We start from the raw sequence: 21,748 nt of genomic DNA on the forward strand, positions 1-21,748 counted from the left end.
GTACCCCCAGGGGCGTCCTTCTAAGGCGTGTCCTTCTGGGGCTTCGTGCGCGAGAACACCGCCACGGTCCGGGCCGGCACGGCGAAGGTGCCCGATTTCGCCTCGTACGACGAGGACTTGACGGTGGTGTCCGTGCCGGACGCCTGCACGGGGTGCAGCCGGTAGCCCGTGCCGGCGAGCGCGCCGACCGTCTGCTTCTGTGCGGCCGGCGTCGCGTTGAACACGACGACCAGGTCCCCGATTTCCATGGTGATGACGCCGGGCGTCTCCTCCTTTCCGGACAGCGGGAAGGACAGCGCCGACTGCACCTGCGCGGCCGTCCGGAGGGAGAACGCCGGCTCTGTGGTGCGGATCCGCAGCAGGTCCTGGTAGGCGGCGGAGGTCGCGGTGATCTGCGGGCAGCCCACGCCGACGGTGGTCAACAGGGACTTGGCGTAGGGCCACTTGGACGCGTTGTCGGCGGCCGGCGGCAGCCCGCGCCCGAAGCCGTTGCCGGCGGCGCAGTTCCAGTGGATCGCGTTGAACCAGTCACCGCTGTCGAAGGAGTTGCGGTCCAGGGACTTGGAGCGCAGCAGGTCGGTGCCCGCCTGGGACAGCGCGGGCCCCTGGGAGAGGGCGGCGGTGGCCAGGGCGAGGACCTGCATACGGGATCGGTCGGACGCGGAGGTGCCGACCGGCAGCTTGTAGGCGAGGGCGTCGAACAGGGACTCGTTGTCGTGGGCGTCGACATAGGCGAGGGCGTCACCGGGCGCGTCCGCGTAGCCGGCCGGGGAGCCGTTGTAGTCGACCTCGGCGCCGGTGACGTCATGGCCGTCGGTGTCGGTGAAACGGTAGGCGGCGAGGTTTCCGGAAAGGCCGACCTTGATGAGGTCCTGGTAGTGCAGCAGTCGCGCCTTCTGCTGCGCCGAAGTGCCGTTCGCGGTGGAGGAGTTGGGGTCGGTGTAGAGACCGGACGCGAAGCCCTGGACGCCCGGGTCCTCGTCGAAGGGGCCGCCGCCGCGCACGGCGTCACGGGCGCGGTCGGAGAAGGTTGCGATACCGGTTCCGGCCATGTTCTTCTGCGTCGCCTGCACGAACCGGGCGTCGTCGGCGACCTCGCCGAAGTTCCAGCCCTCGCCGTACAGGATGATCTTCTTGCCGTCGACGCCGTCCTTGGCGAGGGTCAGCGCGTCGAGGGCCTTGCGCACGGCCAGGATGTTGGCCTTCGGGTGGTGTCCCATGAGGTCGAAGCGGAACCCGTCGACCTTGTACTCCCTGGCCCAGGTGACGACCGAGTCGACGACCAGCTTGCCCATCATGGCGTTCTCGGTGGCCGTGTTCGCACAGCAGGTGCTGTTGGCGACGGACCCGTCGGCGAGGAGTCGCTGGTAGTAGCCGGGCACGACCTTGTCCAGGACGCTGGTCGCCGCCTGGCCGCTCGCCGCGGTGTGGTTGTAGACGACGTCCATGACGACCCTGAGGCCGTCGTCGTTGAGGGACTTGACCATCTTCCGGAACTCGACCGTACGGCCGGTGCCGTCCGGGTCGGTCGCGTACGAGCCCTCGGGGACGGTGTAGTGGTACGGGTCGTAGCCCCAGTTGTAGGCGTCCTTCGCGGCGGTCTTCGTCACGCACTCCTGCTGCTTGTCGGAGTCGGCCGGGTAGGAGGCGAGGTCGCAGTCGGGTGTCGCCCGGTCGGCCTTCTTCTCGGGGACGGTGGCCATGTCGAAGGCGGGCAGCAGGTGGACGTACGACGTGCCCGCCCTCGCGAGCTCCCGCAGGTGCTTCGAGCCGTCGCTGTTCTTGTCGGCGAAGGCGAGATAGGTGCCCTGGTCCCTGGCCGGGACGCTGGTGTCCGCGGCGGAGTAGTCCCGGATGTGCAGCTCCTGGATCCGGGCGTCCCTCAGCGGTACGGCCTTGGGCTTGGCCAGGCTCGACCAGCCGCTGGGCGCGAGGGATCTGTCGTCGAGGTCGACGACGAGGCTGCGCGCGGAGTCGGTGGTGAGGGCCACCGAGTAGGGGTCGGTGACCTTGTTGGTGACGACCTTCCGGACGCTGGGCGCCCAGACCTTCACCACATACCGATAGGGCTTGCCCTTCCAGGACCCCGGACCCGTGACGGACCAGACACCGGTGGTGGAGTCGCGCTTCATGGCGACCGTGGAGCCGCCGAGTTCGAGCTTCACCGACTGCGCGGTCGGTGCCCAGACCGCGAGCGTCGGGCGGCCCTTGCTGAACGTCGGCCCGAGGTCGGCCTTCGTCGCCTTCGGGTACAGGTCGTCGAGCAGGCCGGCGATCTGGACACCCGTCGCCGCCAACACGGCTCCGTTGGCGGCCCGTTGGGAGGCCACCAGCTGCCCGCTGAGGGCTTCCTTCACACGATCGCGGTCACGCGGGTCGACGGACCAGGCGGTGTAGTCCTTCAGGTGCGGGAACTTCGCCTTCTGCGCGCCCGTGAGGGCGGTCTTGGTGAGCCGCAGCCACCGCTCGTCGTCGCTGGTCAGGGCCCCGCCGTCGACGGTGATCGAGCCGTCGTGGGAGTACAGCAACTGGGTGGAGGCGGCGGCCTCCGAGCCGTTCCAGGCGACCGTGTTCCGGTCGATCCAGACCGCCTTGGAGGTGGTCAGGTCGAGCGCGGCGGCCGACCCGGCGGGCTGCGGAAGCAGGTATTTCTCCTGGCCGTTCAGCAGCCACACCTCGTGGCCGTCAGCCGTGAGGTCCAGGGACCGGTCGGTGGGCAGGTCCTTCTCGTCGCCCTTGTGGATGATGTAACTGAGGCTCGTGGCACCGTCGTTGAGCGGCACCTCGTAGACCGCGCCGTAGGCGTCGGTCCGCACCGGCTTCATCGGGTTCGACCACTCGGTGGGGTTCGCGGCGCCCGTCCAGACGTGCAGACCCCAGCCGTCGTAGTTCCCGTCGGCGCGGTGGTAGTGCAGGACGGCCTTCGTGGCGTCCTGCGCCGGAAGGTCGTCCGGCTTCTGTGTCCGTACGGCGTCCTTGCCCTGCTCGATCCAGACCTCGCCGGTCTTGGTGACGTCGATCGTGCGGTCGGCGGAGACGTCCTTGTCGCCCTGCTTGTCGATGACGAGGAAGCCGACGTTCGACGCACCCGGCTTCAGCTTGACGTAGGCGAAGGCGCCGTACGCGTCACGGCCGACGAAGGGATGGCTGTCGGGCCAGGTCGTGGATTCGCCGTCGGCGAGGTCGCCCCAGGCGTACAGGCCCCAGTCGGTGTAGTCGCCGTCGGTGCGCTTGTAGTGGACGACCGCGTAGTCCCGGGAGGAGGCGGTGGGGGTCTCCTCGGCGGGCGGGGTGCCGGTTGCCGAGGAGGCGGTGGCACTGGCCGTGCGCCCGGCCGAATCGATCACAACCGCCTTGTAACGCAAAGCGGTTGCGGCCGGTACGGCCTTGTCGATCACCTGCGTGACCTTGTAGGGCGCGTGGTCGGCGGAGCCCAGCGTCCGCCACGTGCCGTTGCCGACCTGTGCCGCGAAGACGACCCGGTTGAGCTGTCCGCCGTCCACGCCGGCGGTGAGCTCGACGGTGCCGGTGGTGCCGGCGGCCGGGGCCTCAAGGGTGATCGTGGGCTTGGCAGCGGGCTCGGCGAGCTTGCCGGACGCCTTGAGGACGATCGCGGAACCGGCGGGGACGGTGACGGTGATCTTCTTGGCGGTGTCGGAGGTGACACTCGACGCACCGCCGTAGACGCCCTTGAAGGCCATGTTCGCCGAACCGGTCGCGAAGGTCGCCGACTTGGCCTCGCCCGCGTTGTTGAAGGCGACGACGTACTCCTGGCCGGTCCTCGCGTCGGTGCGGGAGAAGGCGTAGACCCCGGCCCCGTCGGCCGCGTACCGCTCCTCCTGGACGCCGTCCGTCAGCGCCGGGTTGGCCTTGCGGAGCTTCGCCAGTTCCGCGATCTGCCGGTACAGCGGCGCGCTCGTCTCGTAGGCGTCGCTCGCGTGGGTGCGGTCGGTGCCGATCTCGTCGTCGTCGAGGTAGTCGGCCGTCTTGGACGCGAACATCGTCTGGCGGGCGTCCTTGTCGCCGCCCGCGCCGGTGAAGCCCTGTTCGTCGCCGTAGTAGACGACGGGGTTGCCGCGGCTGAGGAACATCAGCTCGTTGGCTAGCTTGTCCTTGGCGAGCAGTTCGGCGTCGGTGGCCTTCGGGTTGTCCTGGTTCAGGAAGTATCCGATGCGGCCCATGTCGTGGTTGCCGAGGAAGGTGACCTGCTCGTAGGCGTTGGCCTTGTCGGTCGTGTACTTGTAGTCGTCCCCGAAGACGGAGCCGAGCTTGCGTGCGCTGCCGCCCTGGGAGGCGTACTGCCGTGCCGCCTCCTGGAAGGGGAAGTCCAGCGTGGCGTCGAGGCGGCCCTGGGTGACGTACGGCGAGGTGATCGACGTGTCGGCGGAGTAGACCTCGCCGAACATGAAGAAGTTCTTCCGGCCCTGCTTGGCGGCGTAGGCGTCGAGAGCCGTGGCCCACTGGGTCCAGAACTCCATGTTCACGTGCTTCACGGTGTCGATCCGGAAGCCGTCGATCCGGAAGTCCCTGACCCAGCGCTGGTAGATCCTCTCCATGATGGAGACGACCTCGGGGCGCTCGGTCCACAGGTCGTCGAGGCCGGAGAAGTCGCCGTAGGTCGTGGACTCGCCGGCGTAGGTCGAGTCGCCGCGGTTGTGGTACATCGTCGGGTCGTTGAGCCAGCCGGGGACCTTGGCGTTCGCGCTGGTCACCGTGGGTGTGCGCGGGAAGGAGTCGGCGTCGACCGCCGGGAACCCCCGGTCGCCGGACGCGTAGTCCGCGTCGTCGAAGGGCTCACCGTCCTTCGTCAGATAGGGGAAGGCGCCCTTGGAGAGGTAGTCGTAGGACTTCTGCTCGTAGTCGACGACGTCGGCGGTGTGGTTGGTGATGACGTCGAAGAAGACCTTCATGCCCTTGGCGTGCGCCTTGGAGATGAGGGTTGCCAGGTCCTTGTTGGTGCCGAAGTGCGGGTCGACCTGGGTGAAGTCGGTGATCCAGTAACCGTGGTAGCCGGCGGAGGCGTTGTTTCCCGTCCCCTGCACGGGCTGGTTCTTGAAGATCGGGGCCATCCAGATGGCGGTGGTGCCGAGGCCCTTGATGTAGTCGAGGCGCTGGGTCAGGCCCTTGAGGTCGCCGCCCTGGTAGAAGCCCTTGTCGGTGGGGTCGTAACCGGTGGTGAGACGGGATCCGGTCAGTCCGCCGGTGTCGTTGGAGGAGTCCCCGTTGGCGAAGCGGTCCGGCATCACGAAGTAGAACTGCTCGCGTGTGTCGTCGTGCCGGGCGGGGGCCGAGGCCAGCTTCGCGTCGGAGGGCGGTGGGGGCGGGCTGTCCGCGTGGGCCGCGAGGGGCTGCATGAGGGCTGCGGCGAGCGCGGCGACGGTGACGGCCGCGACCCGTCTGGCAGATGGTGCGGTGCGGCGCGTCGGGGGCGCCGGCCAACTCGGTATCACAGGCGGGAACTCCTTGCGATGACGGCTCTCTTGGGTCCGACCCCGACGCCGCGGGACGGCTTCGTCGCCGGGCGCCCGCGTGACCGTATCGCTGACGAAAGGTTTACAGCAAGAGTCATGCAATCCACGGCAAGAACTTTCACCAGGACAGGGCGTACCGCGCGTCGCCGGTGACCACGACGCGCGGTACGGGGAGACGGATTCTCAGCAGGTGGCCTTGCCCGCATAGATCGCGAGGGCCGTGTTGGCGCCGAGGGTGGCGCTGAACTGCCCGCCGGAGTTCACCGTGACGGTCGTGTTGCTCTGTACGTTGCAGTACGTTCCCGCGGGCAGGGAGGTCTGGTACGTGCGCGTCAGGGCGCTCGACTCGTGGTTGATGGCGACGTAACCCTTGGCGCCCCGGCCGAACGCGATCGCGTCGCCTCCGTTGTCCCACCAGTCGCTCATCGCCGCGCCCCGGGTGGCGTTGCGGAAGGCGACCATGCGCAGGATCTCCGGCCAGGCGTGCTGGCACTTCCACCCGCCCTGCCAACAGGCGCCGACCGCACCGCCGTTGGGCGGTCCGGCGTCCGCGTCCGACCACTCGTATCCGGAGTTGATGTCCGGGGCGCCGTAGGGGTACGCGAGCATGAAGACGTTGGCGAGCGTGTAGTTCGCCCCGTCCTTGTAGTTGAGGGTCGATCCGTTGCGCTCGGTGTCGTGGTTGTCCACGAACACACCGGCGACGGAGTTGCTCAGATAGCCCCATCCCTCGCCGTAGTTCTTCAGGTAGGCGAGGTTCTCGTTGTTGAAGACGCGCTTGAGGTCGTAGGCGTAACGGAACTCCTGGACGTCCCCGTTCCCGGTGTACTCGGTGGGCTGGACGGCCTCTCCGCTGCCGTAGATGACTTCCTGTTTCCAGTACGCGTTCGGGTTCGTCAGCCGCGACTTGATGTTGGCGAGGTCGGCGGCGTCGATGTGCTTGGCCGCGTCGATGCGGAACCCGTCCACGCCGAGGGAGAGCAGGTCGTTCAGGTACCCGGCGATGGTCTTGCGGACGTACTCCTCGCCGGTGTCCAGGTCGGCGAGGCCGACCAGTTCGCAGTGCTGGACGTTCCAGCGGTCGGCGTAGTTGCTGACCCGGCTCGTGCAGTCGTCGAAGTCGTAGGAGGAGTACAGCCCGGGGTAGTCGTACTTCGTGTACGAAGACCCCCCGGTCCCGGTGCCGCTGCCTGCCGACATGTGGTTGATCACCGTGTCGACGACGACCTTCACACCGGCCGCGTGGCAGGTGTTCACCATGTTCTGGAACGCCGTACGGTCGCCCAGCCGACCCGCGATCTTGTAGCTCACCGGCTGGTACGAGGTCCACCACTGCGAGCCCTGTATGTGCTCGGCGGGCGGGGAGACCTGGACGTATCCGTAGCCGGCCGGGCCGAGCGTGTTGGTGCACTCCTTGGCGACCGAGGCGAAGTTCCACTCGAAGAGGACGGCGGTGACGTCCTTGGTGCCGGGCGGGGAGGCGTATGCGGTGGAGGCGCCGGGGGCGAGTACGGCGGCCGCGGCCGCGGCGAGGGCGAGGGCGCCCGAAAGCGTTCTGCTGCTTGCCATGTGGGGTTCCTTCTCCATTGAAGGCTCTTGCTGCAATCTTTCAGAAACCTTGCAGTGGCGTGATGTTAAGGGTCCGGCGGCCAAAAGGGCAGCGGGTGTGCGTGAAAGATCTGCAAGAAATCAGGGAGTGACGTCCCCGGCGCGCGCTACTGGCAGCGCGGGCACCACACCGTTCCGCGCCCCGCCGTGCGGGTCCGGCGCAGGGGGCCGCCGCAGCGCGGGCAGACGGGGTGCGGGTCGTCGCGGTGGCCGGTGAGCCAGGAGTCCCGGGGCGGGACACGGCCGGCGGTGACCGCGGAGCGCAGGGTGCGGCGCATGTGGGTGTACAGGTGGCCGAGGTCGGCCTCGTCGAGTTCGCTCGCCCGGCTGGTGGGGCGCAGCCTCGCGCGCCACAGGATCTCGTCGGCGAGCAGATTGCCGAGGCCGGCCAGAACGCTCTGGTCCGTGAGGACGGTCTTGACGCTGCCGCGGTGTGCGGTGAGCGCGGCATCGAAGTCGTCGCGGTCCACCGTCAGCGCGTCCGGGCCCAGGCCGCCCAGCAGCCGCGCGACCTCGAACTCGTCGTCGGCCAGCCACAGGCCCCGGAGTTTGCGCTGGTCGCGGTAGCGCAGCTGCCGGTCGCGGGCCACGGTGAACAGGACGCGGTCGTGTGCCTCGGCCGGGTCCTGGGGGTCGGCGCAGAGCAGTTGCCCAGTCATGCCGAAGTGCAGCATGAGGGTGGGGCCGCCGGTGCGGGCGAGCAGCCACTTCCCGTGCCGCTCCGGTTCGGTGAAGCGCCGGCCCTCCAGCGCGTCGCGCAGCCGCCGCACGCTCACCTCGTGCAGCACGCCCGTGTCCAGCACCTCGACGTGCTGGATCGTCCTGCCCTTCGCACAGGCCCGGAGCACCCTGCGGAACCCCTCGACGTCCGGCAGCTCGGGCATGGCGCACGTCCTCCCTCGCACAGGGATCCACCGGCCCGGAGAAACGGGCCGCGGCCCCCTCACTCCATGGTGGCTCCTGGCCGCCCGCGATGCAGTACGAAGGCCCGCCGTTCCCAGGGAGGGGAACGGCGGGCCCGGGCCGGGTCCGGCCGTGACAAGACCGTCAGGCCGTGGTCCACCACACCGTCGTGTCCCCCGGCACCTTCGCCTCGTCGTCCGTCCGGGCCACCTCGCCGCTGGCGAGCAGGACACGGCCGTACGCCGGGACGCGCACCGACTCCCCCGTCGTGTTCGCGACGCACACGAACTCCCCGCGGCGGAAGGCGAGGACGCCCTCCGGGGCCTTCAGCCACTCCACCGCCTCGCCCGCGCCCAGGTCGGGCTCGGAGCGGCGCAGGCGCAGGGCCGAGCGGTACAGCTCCAGGGTCGAACCGGCCACGCCGTCCTGGGCCTGGACGCTCAGCTCGCCCCACCCGGCCGGCTGGGGCAGCCAGCTGCCGCCGTCGCCGAAGCCGTACGACGTCCCCTCGCGGGTCCACGGGATCGGGACGCGGCAGCCGTCGCGGAAGCCGTCCTGGCCGGCGCCGCGGAAGTAGGCGGGGTCCTGGCGGACCTCGTCGGGCAGGTCGACGACGTCCGGGAGGCCGAGTTCCTCGCCCTGGTAGACGTACGCCGAGCCGGGGAGCGCCAGCATCAGCAGCGTGGCCGCCCGGGCGCGGCGCAGGCCGAGCTCGCGGTCGCCCGCCGTGCGGATCTGGGTGCCGAGGCCGGGCGGGTTGGCGAAGCGGGTGGAGTGGCGGGTGACGTCGTGGTTGGACAGGACCCAGGTGGCCGGGGCGCCGACCGGACGCATCGCCTCCAGGGTGCGGTCGATGACCGTCCGCAGTTCCTCGGCGTCCCAATCGGTGCTCAGGTACTGGAAGTTGAAGGCCTGATGGAGTTCGTCGGGGCGGACGTAGTTCGCCGTGCGCTCGACCGTCGGCGTCCACGCCTCCGCGACGAAGATCCGCTCGCCCGTCTCCCACCCCCGCCCTTGTGAGGAAGGCCCTTCGGGCCCCTTCTTGTTTCCGGAGTACTCGTCGAGGATCAGCCGCCACTGGCGGTAGATCTCGTGGACGCCGTCCTGGTCGAAGAACGGCATGACATCGTTGCCCAGCAGCTTGAGCTGTTCGTGGGTGCCGAGGTCCGGGAGGCCCTCCGCCTTGACCAGGCCGTGGGCGACGTCGATGCGGAAGCCGTCGACGCCCATGTCGAGCCAGAAGCGCAGGATGGAGCGGAACTCGTCGCCGACGGCCGGGTGTTCCCAGTTGAAGTCGGGCTGCTCGGGGGCGAAGAGGTGGAGGTACCACTCGCCGGGTGTGCCGTCCGGCTCGGTGATCCGGGTCCAGGCCGGGCCGCCGAAGATGGACTCCCAGTCGTTGGGCGGGAGTTCGCCGTTCTTCCCCTTCCCCGGGCGGAAGTGGTAGCGGTCGCGCAGCGGCGAGCCGGGGCCCTCCGCGACCGCCCGCCTGAACCACTCGTGCTGGTCGGAGGAGTGGTTGGGGACCAGGTCGACGATGATCCTGAGGCCCAGGTCGTGGGCGTCGCGGATGAGGGCGTCGGCGTCCAGGAGGTTGCCGAACATGGGGTCGACCTCCCGGTAGTCGGCGACGTCGTAGCCGGCGTCGGCCTGCGGGGAGGCGTAGAAGGGGCTGAGCCACACGGCGTCCACGCCGAGGCCCTGGAGGTACGCGAGGCGGGAGCGTACGCCTTCCAGGTCGCCCATGCCGTCGCCGTCGCTGTCGGCGAAGCTGCGCGGGTACACCTGGTAGATCACCGCGTCCCGCCACCAGTCACGGCGCTTGGCGACGGTGGCGACGGCCGCGGTGGAGGTGGGGGCCGGGGCTGCGGAGGGCTGCTGGCTCATGGCGTCCTTGGTACGTAACGGGGTTGTGGTCATGGGTGGTTGTGGGATCGGCGGCAGGGGCGGGTGGATGAGGCGGCCGCGGTGTCAGCGGGGTCGGAAGGACACCGCGGCCGCCACCCGCGCGGTCAGACGCGCGGGAGTCTCGGACAGGTCACCGGGCCTGCTCAGCCCTTGGTGCCGCCCGCCGTGAGGCCGGTCACCAGGTTCTTCTGCACGAGGTAGAAGAACACGGCGGCGGGTATCGCGATCAGCACAGCGGTGGCGGCCATGAGGTTGCGCTGGGCGTCGTGCTCGCTGACGAAGGACTGCAACCCGACGGCGAGCGTGTACTTGTCGTCGCTGAGCATGAACGTCGAGGCGAAGGCGACCTCGCTGAACGCGGTGAGGAAGTTGTAGAACGCGGCCACCGCGAGGCCGGGCTTGGCCAGCGGGAGGATCAGCCGGAAGAAGGTGCCGAAGGGGGTGAGCCCGTCGACGCGTCCGGCCTCGTCGATCTCGAAGGGGATGGTGTCGAAGTACCCCTTGAGCAGCCAGGCGCTGTACGGGATGACCGTCGTGCAGTAGACGAGGATCAGACCGAGGTAGTTGTCGACGAGCTTCAGGTCGGACAGGATCTGGTACATCGGGACCATCAGCACGGCGACCGGGAACATCTGGGTGACCAGCAGGACCCACATGAACTTCTTGTAGCCGGGGAAACGCATGCGGGAAACGGCGTAGCCGGTGGTGGCGGCGATGAGCACGCCGATGGCCGTGGTGCCGAGCGTGACGATGAGGGAGCTCTTCAACCAGTCGAAGAACTTGGTGTGTTCGAGGACGAACGTGTAGTTGTCGAACGTCATCTTGTCCCAGATGCCGCCCGGGTGCAGGTAGTCGTCCTTGTCCGGGCCGAGGGACAGGTAGACGAGCCAGCCGATCGGGAAGAGCGCGATCAGGCTCGCGACGATCAGTACGGCGTGCGAGGCGAGGGAGCCGGCGAGGCTGTTCTCACCGCGGCGCCGGGCCGGGCGGGGGGTCTTCGCGGAGCGCTGCTCGCTCAGGGGGGCGGAGGTCTCGGCTGTGGTGGTACTCATGGGAACTCCTGCCTCAGATCGCGAGCTGCTGCTCGTTGCGGTTCAGCCAGCGGCGGTAGAACGAGGTGAAGACGATCAGGATGGCCAGCAGCAGGATGCCGTAGGCGGCGGACTGTGCGAAGTCACGCGGCTGCTGTCCGAAGCCGAGGTAGTACGCCCAGGTGACGAGGATCTGCGCGTCCGGTGCGGTGGTGCCGAACAGCAGGAAGATCACGGCGAACTGGTTGAACGTCCAGATGACGCCGAGCAGGACGACGGTGGAGCTGACGGACCTCAGGCCCGGCAGGGTGACGTACCGGAAGCGCTGCCAGGCGCTCGCGCCGTCCATCTCGGCGGCCTCGTAGAGGGAGGCGTCGATGGCCTGTAGGCCGCCGAGCAGCGAGATCATCATGAAGGGCACACCGCACCAGGTGTTGACCATGATCGCGGCGAAGCGCTGCCAGAAGGTGTCCTCGAGCCACTGCGGCGACGGCAGATGCAGGGCGTCGAGCACGGTGTTGATGACACCGCCGTCGGCGAGCATGAAACGCCAGCCGAACACCGTGACGAACGTGGGCACGGCCCACGGCAGCACCAGGATCAGCCGGTACAGGGTGCGTCCGCGCAGTTTCTGGTTGAGCAGGAGCGCCAGGCCGAGTCCGATGGTGTAGTGCAGGGTGACACAGGCCACCGTCCACACGATCGTCCAGATGAAGTGCGACCAGAAGCGGTCGTAGGCCGTCGGGCCCCACAGGATGTCGGCGTAGTTGTCGAGGCCGATGAACTTGTAGGTGGCGTCGATGTGGTTGACGCCGATGGTGCGCGCGGTGTTGAGGCTGTTGGCGTCGGTGAGCGTCAGATAGAGGCCGTACACCAGGGGGTACAGGACGAGGACGCCGAGGACGATCGCCACCGGCGCGATCATCGCGTACGCGTACCAGTGCTTGTGGTAGCCGTGCTTCAGGCGCGTGCCCAGCCCGGGCCTCGGCTCACGGTCACCGCGGCGCTTGCCGGTCGCGCGGTCGATGGCGACTGTCATGGTTCGACACCTTCTGGATCTTCACGCTGGATCTTCGAGGGGGGTGTACGGCTCACAGGCCGGTGGCCGCCGGATCCCTCCCCCCACCGTCAAGCGGGGGATCCGACGGCCACGCGGGGCTCACTTGCTGAAGTCCGGCACCAGCTTGGCGATGGCGAGTTCAGCGTTGCTCAGGCCCTTGTCGAGGCTTTCCTTGCCGCCCGCGATCTTGGGCAGTTCGGTGTCGAGCGGACCCCACAGGGAGCTGTACTCCGGCAGCGCGGGGCGCGGCTGGGCGGAGGCGAGGACGGCGCCGTAGCCGGCGATGCCCGGGTCGGCCTTGACGGCGGCGGTGTAGGCGTCGTCGCGCGTGGGCAGCGTGGAGTTCTTCTGGGCGATGGTCGCCTGGGACGACGCGGAGGTCATGAAGTTGATGAACTTCAGCGCGGCGGCCTGGTGGGCCTTGTCCGAGCCGGCGTAGACCGAGAGGTTGTGGCCGCCGGTCGGGGCGCCCGCCTTGCCGGCTCCGCCGGCCGGGACGGTGGCGATGCCGAGGTTGGCCTTGTCCTTGAACGCGCTGCCCTTGTAGAAGTTCGTGATCTCCCAGGGGCCCTGGATGATCGCGGCGACCTTGCCGTTGACGAACGCGTCCTGGATGTGGGCGTAGGCGTCGGCGGTGGTGTCGGCCTTGTGCAGGCCCTTGCCGTCGAACAGGCCGAGCCAGGTGCCGTACGCCTTCTTCGCCGCCGCCGAGTTGACGGTGATCTTCTTGGCGTCGGCGTCGACGGTGTTGGTGCCCTCGCCGTAGAGGAAGGGCTGGGCGTAGTAGCCGGCGGTGGCGGAGCCCCAGTAGCCGTCGACGCCCGTCTTCGCCTTGATCGTGGCGGCGGCGGTCTTCAGCTCGTCCCAGGTCTTCGGGGCGGCGGTCAGGCCGGCCTTCGCGAAGAGGTCCTTGTTGTAGACCAGCGCGAGCGTGTCGGTGACGATCGGCACGCCGTACGTCTTGCCCTCGTACTTGGCCTGCTCGATCAGGTTCGGCTTGAACTTGGCCTGGTCCTTGAGGGCGTCGGTGCCGTCCAGCGGCAGGAAGTAGCCCTTCTTGGCGAAGGCGGGGGTCCAGCCGACCTCGGAGCGCAGCACGTCGGGCGCGCCGGAGGCGCCGGCGGCGGTGTCGAACTTGTTCTGGGCCTGGTCGAAGGGCACGTTGACGTACTTGACCTTGACGTCCTTGTTGGCGGCCTCGAACTGCTTGACCAGGGCCTGGTACGTGGGCGCCTCATTGGTGGCGTTGGAGGTGTCCCACCAGGTGATGGTGACCGGCCCGGACGAGTTGTCGCCGCCGCTGTCGTCCCCGCCGCAGGCCGTCGCCGCGAGGGCGAAGGACGCCACCAGCGCGGTGGCCGCTATGCCACGCCGCATGAGTTTCTCCTTGAGGGTGAAAGCCCGTATAGCTCCAGGAAGCGGTCCCGTCCGCCGTCCTGCCGACTCCGACCGCGCCGTTGCCGCCGCCGGGCGACGTGAACGTAACAGCGATGTAAGCGGCACGAAAGACCTTGCAGCAAAAAAGTGCAAGAGATCTCCGAAGTTATCCGCGCGTGACCCGTGCGTGACCTCCCCTCGACCGCCATGAGACCGTAGTTGTCGCGGTTGAGCGGCCTCACAGCGGGGCGCGCGGCCACTGTGCAAGACTCTGCAAGCTCTTGCCATCACTTTCATGAGGGAGCGCGATGACCCAGCAGCCCGGCGCGGGCCGTTCACCAGGTCGCCCACGGCGCCCGATCGGTGTGCAAGGAAGCACCCGACCGGTACAGTCCACCCCTGTGACCACACGGCTTGCCGACATCGCTGCGCAGGCGGGGGTGAGCGAAGCGACCGTCAGCCGCGTCCTCAACGGCAAGCCTGGCGTCGCCGCCACCACCCGCCAGTCCGTGCTCGCCGCTCTGGACGTCCTGGGCTACGAGCGCCCGGTCCGGCTGCGCCAGCGCAGCGCGGGCCTGGTCGGCCTCATCACGCCGGAGCTGGAGAACCCGATATTCCCGGCCCTGGCCCAGGTCATCGGCCAGGCGCTGACCCGCCAGGGCTACACCCCGGTCCTCGCCACCCAGACCCCGGGCGGTTCCACGGAGGACGAGCTGACCGAGATGCTCGTCGACCGCGGCGTCGCCGGCATCATCTACGTCTCCGGCCTGCACGCGGACACCACGGCCGACATGCAGCGCTACGAGCAGTTGCGCGCACAGGGCGTCCCCTTCGTACTGGTGGACGGTTTCTCCCCCAAGGTGCAGGCCCCTTTCATCTCGCCCGACGACCGGGCGGCGATGACCCTGGCGGTCACCCACCTCGTCTCGCTCGGCCACACCCGGGTGGGCCTGGCCCTGGGCCCCAAGCGCTTCGTCCCGGTCCAACGCAAGATCGAGGGCTTCGTACGGGCCATGCAGGACCAGCTGCACCTGAGCCCGGAAGCAACCGAAAGAGACTTCGTCCAGCACTCCCTCTACACCCTGGAGGGCGGTCAGGCGGCGACCACGGCCCTGATCGACCGGGGCTGCACGGCGATCGTCTGCGCGAGCGACATGATGGCGCTGGGCGCGATACGGGCGGCCCGGCAACGCGGCCTCGCGGTCCCACGGGACATCTCGGTGGTCGGCTTCGACGACTCCCCCCTGATCGCCTTCACCGACCCGCCCCTCACCACGGTCCGCAAGCCGGTCCCCGCGATGGGCCAGGCCGCCGTCCGCACCCTCCTGGAGGAGATCGGCGGAACCCCCGCGCCGCACAGCGAGTTCGTGTTCATGCCGGAGCTGGTGGTACGCGGTTCGACCGCTTCGGCGCCCGGTGACCGGAATCGTCCGTAGGGCGGAGAAACCAGCAGTTTCCCCCGTGCGCCGGTAGTAGACGCGGCAGTCCGCCCGCTGTACAACGTGCGGGGCGAACCCAACCAAGGGATGATCGGGCCAAGAGGGCTTTTCTGGCAGACTTCATATCCATGGGTGAATCGACTGTGACACCGTTGGAAGGCCGTGACCAGGCCATTCCCTACCCTGTCACGGCCGGGCCCCGGCAGCGTCGACTCGACCGGCTGCGCACCCCCCGCCGCCCTCGCCTCTGGTTCGAGATCCTTCTCATCGGCGTCAGCTACTGGACGTACTCACTGGTGCGCAACGCCGTCCCGGAACAGCGCGCCGAGGCACTGCGCAACACGGACTGGATCTGGCGCGCGGAGCACCATCTCGGCATCGCCGTGGAGGAGTCGGTCAACCACGCGGTGAACTCGGTGACCTGGCTCATCGTGGGCATGAACTACTACTACGCGACGCTGCACTTCATCGTCACGCTGACCGTCCTGGTCTGGCTCTACCGCAGCCACCCCGGCCGCTACGCGGCAACACGCCTGGTCCTGTTCGCCACCACGGCGGTCGCCCTGGTCGGCTACTACCTGTACCCGCTGGCGCCCCCGCGCCTGATGCCGGGCGGCGACTTCATCGACACGGTGATGGTCCACCAGACGTGGGGCTCGATGGCGTCCGGCGACCTGAAGAACATGTCGAACCAGTACGCCGCCATGCCGTCGATGCACATCGGCTGGTCCCTTTGGTGCGGCCTGACGATCTTCACCCTGGCCAGACTCCCCTGGGTCCGCGTCCTGGGCCTGCTCTACCCGGTGGCGACGCTGGTGGTCATCGTCGCCACGGCCAACCACTTCTGGCTGGACGCGGTGGGCGGCATCCTCTGCCTAACCTTCGGCTTCACGGTCGCCCGCCTCTGGTACGGCGCCCTACCGCACGCCCTCCCCCGCACTCCCCCCGAAGCGCCCGCCCACCACCACACCCCCGAGCCCCTCCCCTCCCTCTCACCGCCCCCGCCAGAACCCGAACGAAACCCATAAGCAGAGCACCGACGGCCACGGCCGGACCGACGGGACACCGACACAATCGGCCGGGCGGGAGGCGGACGATCCGCACCCGCGAGACGGCGGGAGCGGGCCGTGGCGGTGCGTCGCAGCCCGTCGCTTAGCTCGTCACTGCCGACAGCACCAAGAAAACAGACAGCAGTACGCCCAACACGCGACGGGCTCGACGCACCGCCACCGCCCCGACCCACCCACCGGTCCCCACTCACCCCGGGCGAGAAACAGCCGACCCCCGACCGCCCCCTCACCGACCCCCGACCGCCCCCCTACCCCCCATAGAACAGCTCGTCCACCACACCCCGAGCCCGCCGCGCAGTACGCCGATAGTCGTCCAGCATGTCCCCCACCCGCCCCGGCCCATACCCCAAGTACCGCCCCACAGCGACCAGTTCACGAGGATCGGACGGAAACGTGTCCCCCGCCCGCCCCCGCACCAGCATCACCGCATTACGCACCCGAGTAGCCAACACCCACGCCTCGTCCAGCGTCCCCGCATCCTCCTCCGAAACAAGCCCGGCCCCACAAGCAGCAGCAAGCGCCTCCCGCGTACGAGTGGTCCGCAACCCCGCCTCCGTACAACCGTGCCGCATCTGAAGCAACTGCACGGTCCACTCCACATCGGAAAGCCCACCCGGCCCGAGCTTGGTGTGCAGCTTGGGATCGACCCCCCGAGGCATCCGCTCCACCTCCATACGGGCCTTGAGCCGCCGGATCTCCCGAACGGCATCCTCGCCCAGCCCACCCACCGGATACCGCAACGGATCAACGAGCTCAATGAACCGTCGCCCCAACTCCTCATCCCCGGCGACAGGTTCAGCCCGCAGCAACGCCTGCGACTCCCAGACCAGCGACCACCGCCGGTAGTAGGCCTCATAGGACTTCAACGATCGTACGAGCGGCCCGGACTTACCCTCCGGTCGCAGATCCGCGTCCACAAGAAGCGGCGGATCGGCACTGGGAATCTGCAGCAACCGACGCATCTCGGAGACGACCTTGTTGGCGGCGTCCGCCGCCTCCCGCTCATCGACGCCGTCCCGAGGCTCATGCACGAACAGCACATCCGCATCGGACCCGTATCCCAGCTCGTGCCCCCCGAACCGCCCCATCCCCACCACCGCGAAGCACGTGGGCAGCGTGTCCCCCCACCCCTCGCGCACGACCGCCCGCAACGTCCCGGCCAGCGTGGCAGCCGTGAGGTCCGACACGGCCCCGCCCACCAGGTCCACCAGGGCCCCCTGGTCGGCCTCGACGGGCTGCGCCTCGGTGCCGTACGAGCCGACGATGTCCGCGGCGGCCGTACGGAACAGCTCACGCCGCCGAACCCCACGCGCCGCGGTGACCGCCTGCACGACCCCGTCGGCCCGCCCGACCGCGGCGAGTATCTCCTGCTCCAGCTGAGCCCGCCCCCGGGGTTCGAGCCCCCCACCGTCCCCGTCCCCCAGCAGCGCCACCGCTTCCGGCGCCCGCATCAGCAGATCGGGGGCGAGCCGCCCGGCGGAGAGAACCCGCGCGAGATTCTCCGCGGCAGCCCCTTCGTCCCTCAACAATCGCAGGTACCAAGGCGTCTTTCCCAACGCGTCGGACACCTTGCGGAAGTTCAGCAGCCCCGCGTCCGGATCGGCGGAGTCGGCGAACCACCCCAACAGCACAGGCAGCAAGGTCCGTTGAATCGCAGCCTTCCGGGTGACGCCGGAAGCCAACGCCTCCAGATGCCGCAACGCAGAAGCAGGATCGGCGTACCCGAGCGCGACAAGCCGTTCCCGAGCCGCCTCAGGACTCAACCGGCTCTCACCGGGGGCGAGTTGAGCGACGGCATCGAGCAACGGCCGGTAGAAGAGTTTCTCGTGCAGCCGCCGCACGACAGCCGCATGCCGCTTCCACTCCCGCCCCAGTTCCACCACAGGGTCGGTCCGCAGCCCGAGCGACCGGCCGAGCCGCCGCAGTTCGGCCTCGCTCTCCGGAACCAGATGGGTCCGCCGCAGCCGGTACAGCTGGATCCGATGCTCCATGGACCGCAGAAACCGATAGGCGACGTCGAGCTGCTCGGCATCGGCCCGCCCGACATAGCCTCCCGCGGCCAACGCCTGCAGAGCGTCCAGCGTGGTCCCGCTCCGCAGCGAGACGTCGGCCCGCCCGTGCACCAGCTGCAGCAGCTGCACGGCAAACTCGACGTCCCTCAACCCTCCGGGCCCGAGCTTCAGTTCACGCTCGACCTCGGCGGCCGGAATGTTCTCGACGACCCGCCGCCGCATCTTCTGCACGTCGGTGACGAAGTTCTCCCGCTCGGCGGCCTTCCACACCAGCGGCTCGACGGCGGCGACGTACTCCGCCCCCAGCGCCAGGTCCCCCGCCACCGGCCGCGCCTTCAACAGGGCCTGGAACTCCCAGGTCTTGGCCCACCGCTGGTAGTACGCGATGTGACTGCTGAGCGTCCGTACGAGCGGCCCGTTGCGCCCCTCGGGCCGCAGGTTGGCGTCGACGGGCCAGATGGACCCTTCCACGGTGGTCTCGGAACAGATCCGCATCATGTGCGAGGCGAGCTTGGTGGCGGCCCGCAGCGCCTTCCCCTCATCGGCCCCGCCGACAGCTTCCCCCACGAAGATGACATCGACGTCCGACACGTAATTCAGTTCATGCCCACCGCACTTGCCCATGGCGATGACAGCGAGCCGGCACAACGCGGCGTCATCCGGCGCCTCGGCCCGAGCCAGCCCCAGAGCGGCCCGCAACGTGGCCGTGGCGAGATCGGCGAGCTCCGCGGCCGTCTCGGCGAGATCGGTCGTCCCGCACACGTCACGCGCCGCGATGGACAGCAGACACCGCCGGTAGGCGACGCGCAGCAGCACGGGATCCGTGGCCTCGGACAGCCCGCGCTCGAACTCCTCCACCCCGGGGTGCAGATCCCGTGGCTCGTACGTGACCAGCGCCTCCCAGTCCCGCGGATGCCGGGCAAGGTGATCGGCGAGCGCGGCGGACGCCCCCAGCACCCCCAGCAGCCGATCGCGCAGCGGCTTGGCCGCTATCAGCGTGTCGAGCAGTTCCCGCCGGGCGGTGTGCCCGGGCTGGGCCTCCAGCAGCCGGACGAGACCGTGCAGGGCGAGATCGGGATCGGCGGTGCCGCCGAGGGCCTCCAGCAGAAACGGATCGCTGCGCACCGGGGACAGCTCGGGCCCGTCCAGGAGCCGCTCGGCGGCGGACGGATCGGTGAAACCGTGCCGCAGCAGCCGTGTGAAGGTGCTGCTCCTGCGCCCCGGCGCCATCCAGGCCTCCTCGATCAAGGTCGTCCGCACTTGAGCGTAACCCTCACCCCACGGTGGCGCTCCGGGCCGGTTTCAGGTTCCGTGTTAAGTGGAGCCGGCTTGAGTCCACCCGCCCATCGTCCCGCTCCCCTCACCCTCACCGGAGGCTGATGTGTCCAGCAGTTCCGGCAGGTCCCTGTACCGCCGCAGCCGCCGTGCGGTCGTGGCATCCGTCGTCGCCCTCACGGCGGCCGCCGCGGGCCTGTGGTCCGGCCTCGGCGGCTCGTCCCCGCCCGCACGGGCGGTGGCCGGCGTGCCGACCCCGGACCACGTGGTCGTCGTGGTCTTCGAGAACCACGCCTACGGCCAGGTCATCGGCGCCTCCAGCGCCCCGTACATCAACTCGCTCAGGACCGGCGGGGCCAACCTCTCCCAGTCGTACGCCGAGACCCACCCGAGCCAGCCCAACTACTTCGCGCTGTTCTCCGGGTCCACCCAGGGCATCACGGACGACAGCTGCTACTCGCCCGGCTTCTCCTCGGCCGCGAACCTCGCCTCGGAGCTCCTCGCGGCCGGCCGCACCTGGGCCAGCTACAACGAGACGCTGCCCAGCCAGGGTTCGACGACGTGCAGCAGCGGCGAATACGCCCGCAAGCACAACCCGTGGTTCGGCTTCAGCAACGTCCCGACGTCGACGGCGAAGACCTTCGCGCAGTTCCCGACCGACTACTCGACGCTCCCCCAGGTGTCCTTCGTCATCCCCGACCTGTGCAGCGACATGCACGACTGCCCGGTGGCGACCGGCGACACCTGGCTGAAGAACAACCTGAGCGCCTACGCCGCGTGGGCCAGGACCCACAACAGCCTCCTCGTCGTCACCTTCGACGAGGACAACCGCCTGGCCGGCAACCGCATACCGACAGTCCTGTACGGCCAGCCGGTGACGCCGGGTTCGTCCTCGTCGACGAGGTACAACCACTATGACCTGCTGCGCACCCTGGAGGACAGCCAGGGCCTGACCACCCACGCCGGCAACGCGGCCACCGCGACGGACATCACGGAGATCTGGACACCCTGACGCGGTGAACCGGAAAGAGACGACCTAGGGCCGACGGTGTCCTCACCGTCGGCCCTAGGTCTCGCTCCAGCAGAAACAGTCCTGACCAGCGCTTACAGCACCGGCAGGTTCTTCCGCAGCTCGAAGGCCGTGACCTCGGACCGGTACTCGTGCCACTCCGCGCGCTTGTTGCGCAGGAAGAAGTCGAAGACGTGTTCGCCGAGGGTTTCGGCGACGAGGTCGCTGCGTTCCATCAGGCTCAGCGCCTCGCCGAGGTTCTGCGGCAGCGGCTCGATGCCCATCGCGCGCCGCTCGGCGTCGGACAGCGCCCAGACGTCGTCCTCGGCGCCCGGCGGAAGCTCGTAGCCCTCCTCGACGCCCTTGAGGCCGGCGGCGAGCAGCATGGCGTACGCGAGGTACGGGTTGGCGCCGGAGTCCAGCGAGCGGACCTCGATGCGGGCGGAGCCCGTCTTGCCGGGCTTGTACATCGGGACGCGGACGAGCGCGGAGCGGTTGTTGTGGCCCCAGCAGATGTACGAGGGGGCCTCGCCGCCGGCGCCGGCGGTGCGCTCGGAGCCGCCCCAGATGCGCTTGTAGGAGTTGACCCACTGGTTGGTGACGGCGGCGATCTCGGCGGCGTGCTTCAGCAGGCCCGCGATGAAGGACCGGCCGACCTTCGACAGCTGGTACTCCGCGCCGGACTCGTAGAACGCGTTGCGGTCACCCTCGAAGAGGGAGAGGTGCGTGTGCATGCCGGAGCCGGGGTGCTCGGAGAACGGCTTCGGCATGAAGGTCGCCTGGACCCCCTGCTCCAGCGCGACCTGCTTCATGACCAGGCGGAACGTCATGATGTTGTCGGCCGTGGAGAGCGCGTCGGCGTAGCGCAGGTCGATTTCCTGCTGGCCGGGGGCGCCCTCGTGGTGGGAGAACTCGACCGAGATGCCCATCGACTCCAGCATGGTGATCGCCTGGCGGCGGAAGTCCATGCCGACGTTGTGCGGGGTGTGGTCGAAGTAGCCGGAGTTGTCGGCCGGGGTCGGGCGGGAGCCGTCGGTCGGCTTGTCCTTCAGCAGGAAGAACTCGATCTCCGGGTGGGTGTAGAAGGTGAAGCCCAGGTCGGAGGCGCGGGCGAGGGCGCGCTTGAGCACGTAGCGCGGGTCCGCGAAGGACGGCGAGCCGTCCGGCATGAGGATGTCGCAGAACATGCGGGCGGTACCGGGGGCCTCGGCGCGCCAGGGCAGAACCTGGAACGTGGAGGGGTCCGGCTTGGCGATCATGTCGGACTCGTAAACCCGGGCGAAGCCCTCGATCGCGGAGCCGTCGAAGCCGATGCCTTCGTCGAATGCCTGCTCGAGCTCGGCGGGGGCCACGGCGACGGACTTGAGGAAGCCCAGCACGTCCGTGAACCACAGCCGTACGAACCGGATGTCGCGCTCCTCCAACGTCCGGAGCACGAACTCCTGCTGTTTGTCCATCTTCCGCTTCCCCATCCTTGCTGGTCAGGCCGCCTGTCTCCCGTCCCACGAAAGAGGCGGTCGGGCACCTGAGCATCACACCACAACACCATTTCGTGCGCGTTGCGGACCCTGATCGCCTCGGCGAC

General features: G+C 69.0%; 12 protein-coding genes. 3 read left to right on the plus strand and 9 right to left on the minus strand.

Translation table 11 applies throughout. The features are described from left to right. Positions 1 to 20: 20 nt before the first annotated feature. From pulA to ACZ5SK_RS02570, 7 genes are all read right to left on the minus strand, one after another. Positions 21 to 5,450 carry a pullulanase-type alpha-1,6-glucosidase gene (pulA, locus tag ACZ5SK_RS02540; protein ID WP_468575147.1) on the minus strand — a complete coding sequence of 1,810 codons (5,430 nt, stop codon included), beginning with the start codon at positions 5,448 to 5,450 and terminating at the stop codon, positions 21 to 23. A 204-nt stretch (positions 5,451 to 5,654) separates the two neighbouring features. Beyond that, the gene (locus tag ACZ5SK_RS02545) at positions 5,655 to 7,040 is read right to left on the minus strand and encodes an alpha-amylase (protein WP_468575149.1); all 1,386 of its coding nucleotides are present in this window, start codon (positions 7,038 to 7,040) and stop codon (positions 5,655 to 5,657) included. Between the two features lie 146 nt (positions 7,041 to 7,186). After that, positions 7,187 to 7,963, minus strand: coding sequence for an Fpg/Nei family DNA glycosylase (locus ACZ5SK_RS02550; RefSeq protein ID WP_334580730.1), 777 nt, complete (start codon positions 7,961 to 7,963; stop codon positions 7,187 to 7,189). A gap of 163 nt (positions 7,964 to 8,126) precedes the next feature. Next, positions 8,127 to 9,869 carry a glycoside hydrolase family 13 protein gene (locus ACZ5SK_RS02555; RefSeq protein WP_334580729.1) on the minus strand — a complete coding sequence of 581 codons (1,743 nt, stop codon included), beginning with the start codon at positions 9,867 to 9,869 and terminating at the stop codon, positions 8,127 to 8,129. 164 nt (positions 9,870 to 10,033) lie between these two features. Then, complete coding sequence (locus tag ACZ5SK_RS02560) at positions 10,034 to 10,942, minus strand: sugar ABC transporter permease (protein WP_334580728.1); 909 nt, start codon at positions 10,940 to 10,942, stop codon at positions 10,034 to 10,036. 13 nt (positions 10,943 to 10,955) lie between these two features. Then, positions 10,956 to 11,960 carry a carbohydrate ABC transporter permease gene (locus ACZ5SK_RS02565; RefSeq protein ID WP_334580727.1) on the minus strand — a complete coding sequence of 335 codons (1,005 nt, stop codon included), beginning with the start codon at positions 11,958 to 11,960 and terminating at the stop codon, positions 10,956 to 10,958. A 120-nt stretch (positions 11,961 to 12,080) separates the two neighbouring features. Further along, a complete protein-coding gene (locus tag ACZ5SK_RS02570) occupies positions 12,081 to 13,358 on the minus strand; it encodes an extracellular solute-binding protein (RefSeq protein WP_334580726.1) in 1,278 nt (425 codons plus the stop codon). Positions 13,359 to 13,759: 401 nt separating this feature from the next. Between ACZ5SK_RS02570 and ACZ5SK_RS02575 the strand changes: the two genes are divergently transcribed. Both ACZ5SK_RS02575 and ACZ5SK_RS02580 read left to right on the plus strand, forming a co-directional pair. Next, positions 13,760 to 14,794 (plus strand): LacI family DNA-binding transcriptional regulator, encoded by a 1,035-nt coding sequence (locus ACZ5SK_RS02575; protein ID WP_334580725.1) that lies wholly within the window; start codon positions 13,760 to 13,762, stop codon positions 14,792 to 14,794. A gap of 131 nt (positions 14,795 to 14,925) precedes the next feature. Next, positions 14,926 to 15,825, plus strand: a complete 900-nt coding sequence (locus ACZ5SK_RS02580) for a phosphatase PAP2 family protein (protein WP_334580724.1) — start codon at positions 14,926 to 14,928, stop codon at positions 15,823 to 15,825. Between the two features lie 290 nt (positions 15,826 to 16,115). On the opposite strand, the gene ACZ5SK_RS02585 is transcribed toward ACZ5SK_RS02580, so the two are convergent. Beyond that, the gene (locus ACZ5SK_RS02585) at positions 16,116 to 19,109 is read right to left on the minus strand and encodes a bifunctional [glutamine synthetase] adenylyltransferase/[glutamine synthetase]-adenylyl-L-tyrosine phosphorylase (protein WP_334581392.1); all 2,994 of its coding nucleotides are present in this window, start codon (positions 19,107 to 19,109) and stop codon (positions 16,116 to 16,118) included. Positions 19,110 to 19,284: 175 nt separating this feature from the next. Here ACZ5SK_RS02585 and ACZ5SK_RS02590 point away from each other — a divergent pair, with 175 nt between their 5' ends. Then, positions 19,285 to 20,166, plus strand: a complete 882-nt coding sequence (locus ACZ5SK_RS02590) for an alkaline phosphatase family protein (RefSeq protein ID WP_334581391.1) — start codon at positions 19,285 to 19,287, stop codon at positions 20,164 to 20,166. A gap of 92 nt (positions 20,167 to 20,258) precedes the next feature. Here ACZ5SK_RS02590 and ACZ5SK_RS02595 read toward each other — a convergent pair whose 3' ends face one another. After that, positions 20,259 to 21,620 (minus strand): glutamine synthetase family protein, encoded by a 1,362-nt coding sequence (locus ACZ5SK_RS02595; RefSeq protein ID WP_079662771.1) that lies wholly within the window; start codon positions 21,618 to 21,620, stop codon positions 20,259 to 20,261. Between the last annotated feature and the right edge of the window lie 128 nt (positions 21,621 to 21,748).

This window comes from Streptomyces sp. NPDC031474 (assembly GCF_055581185.1).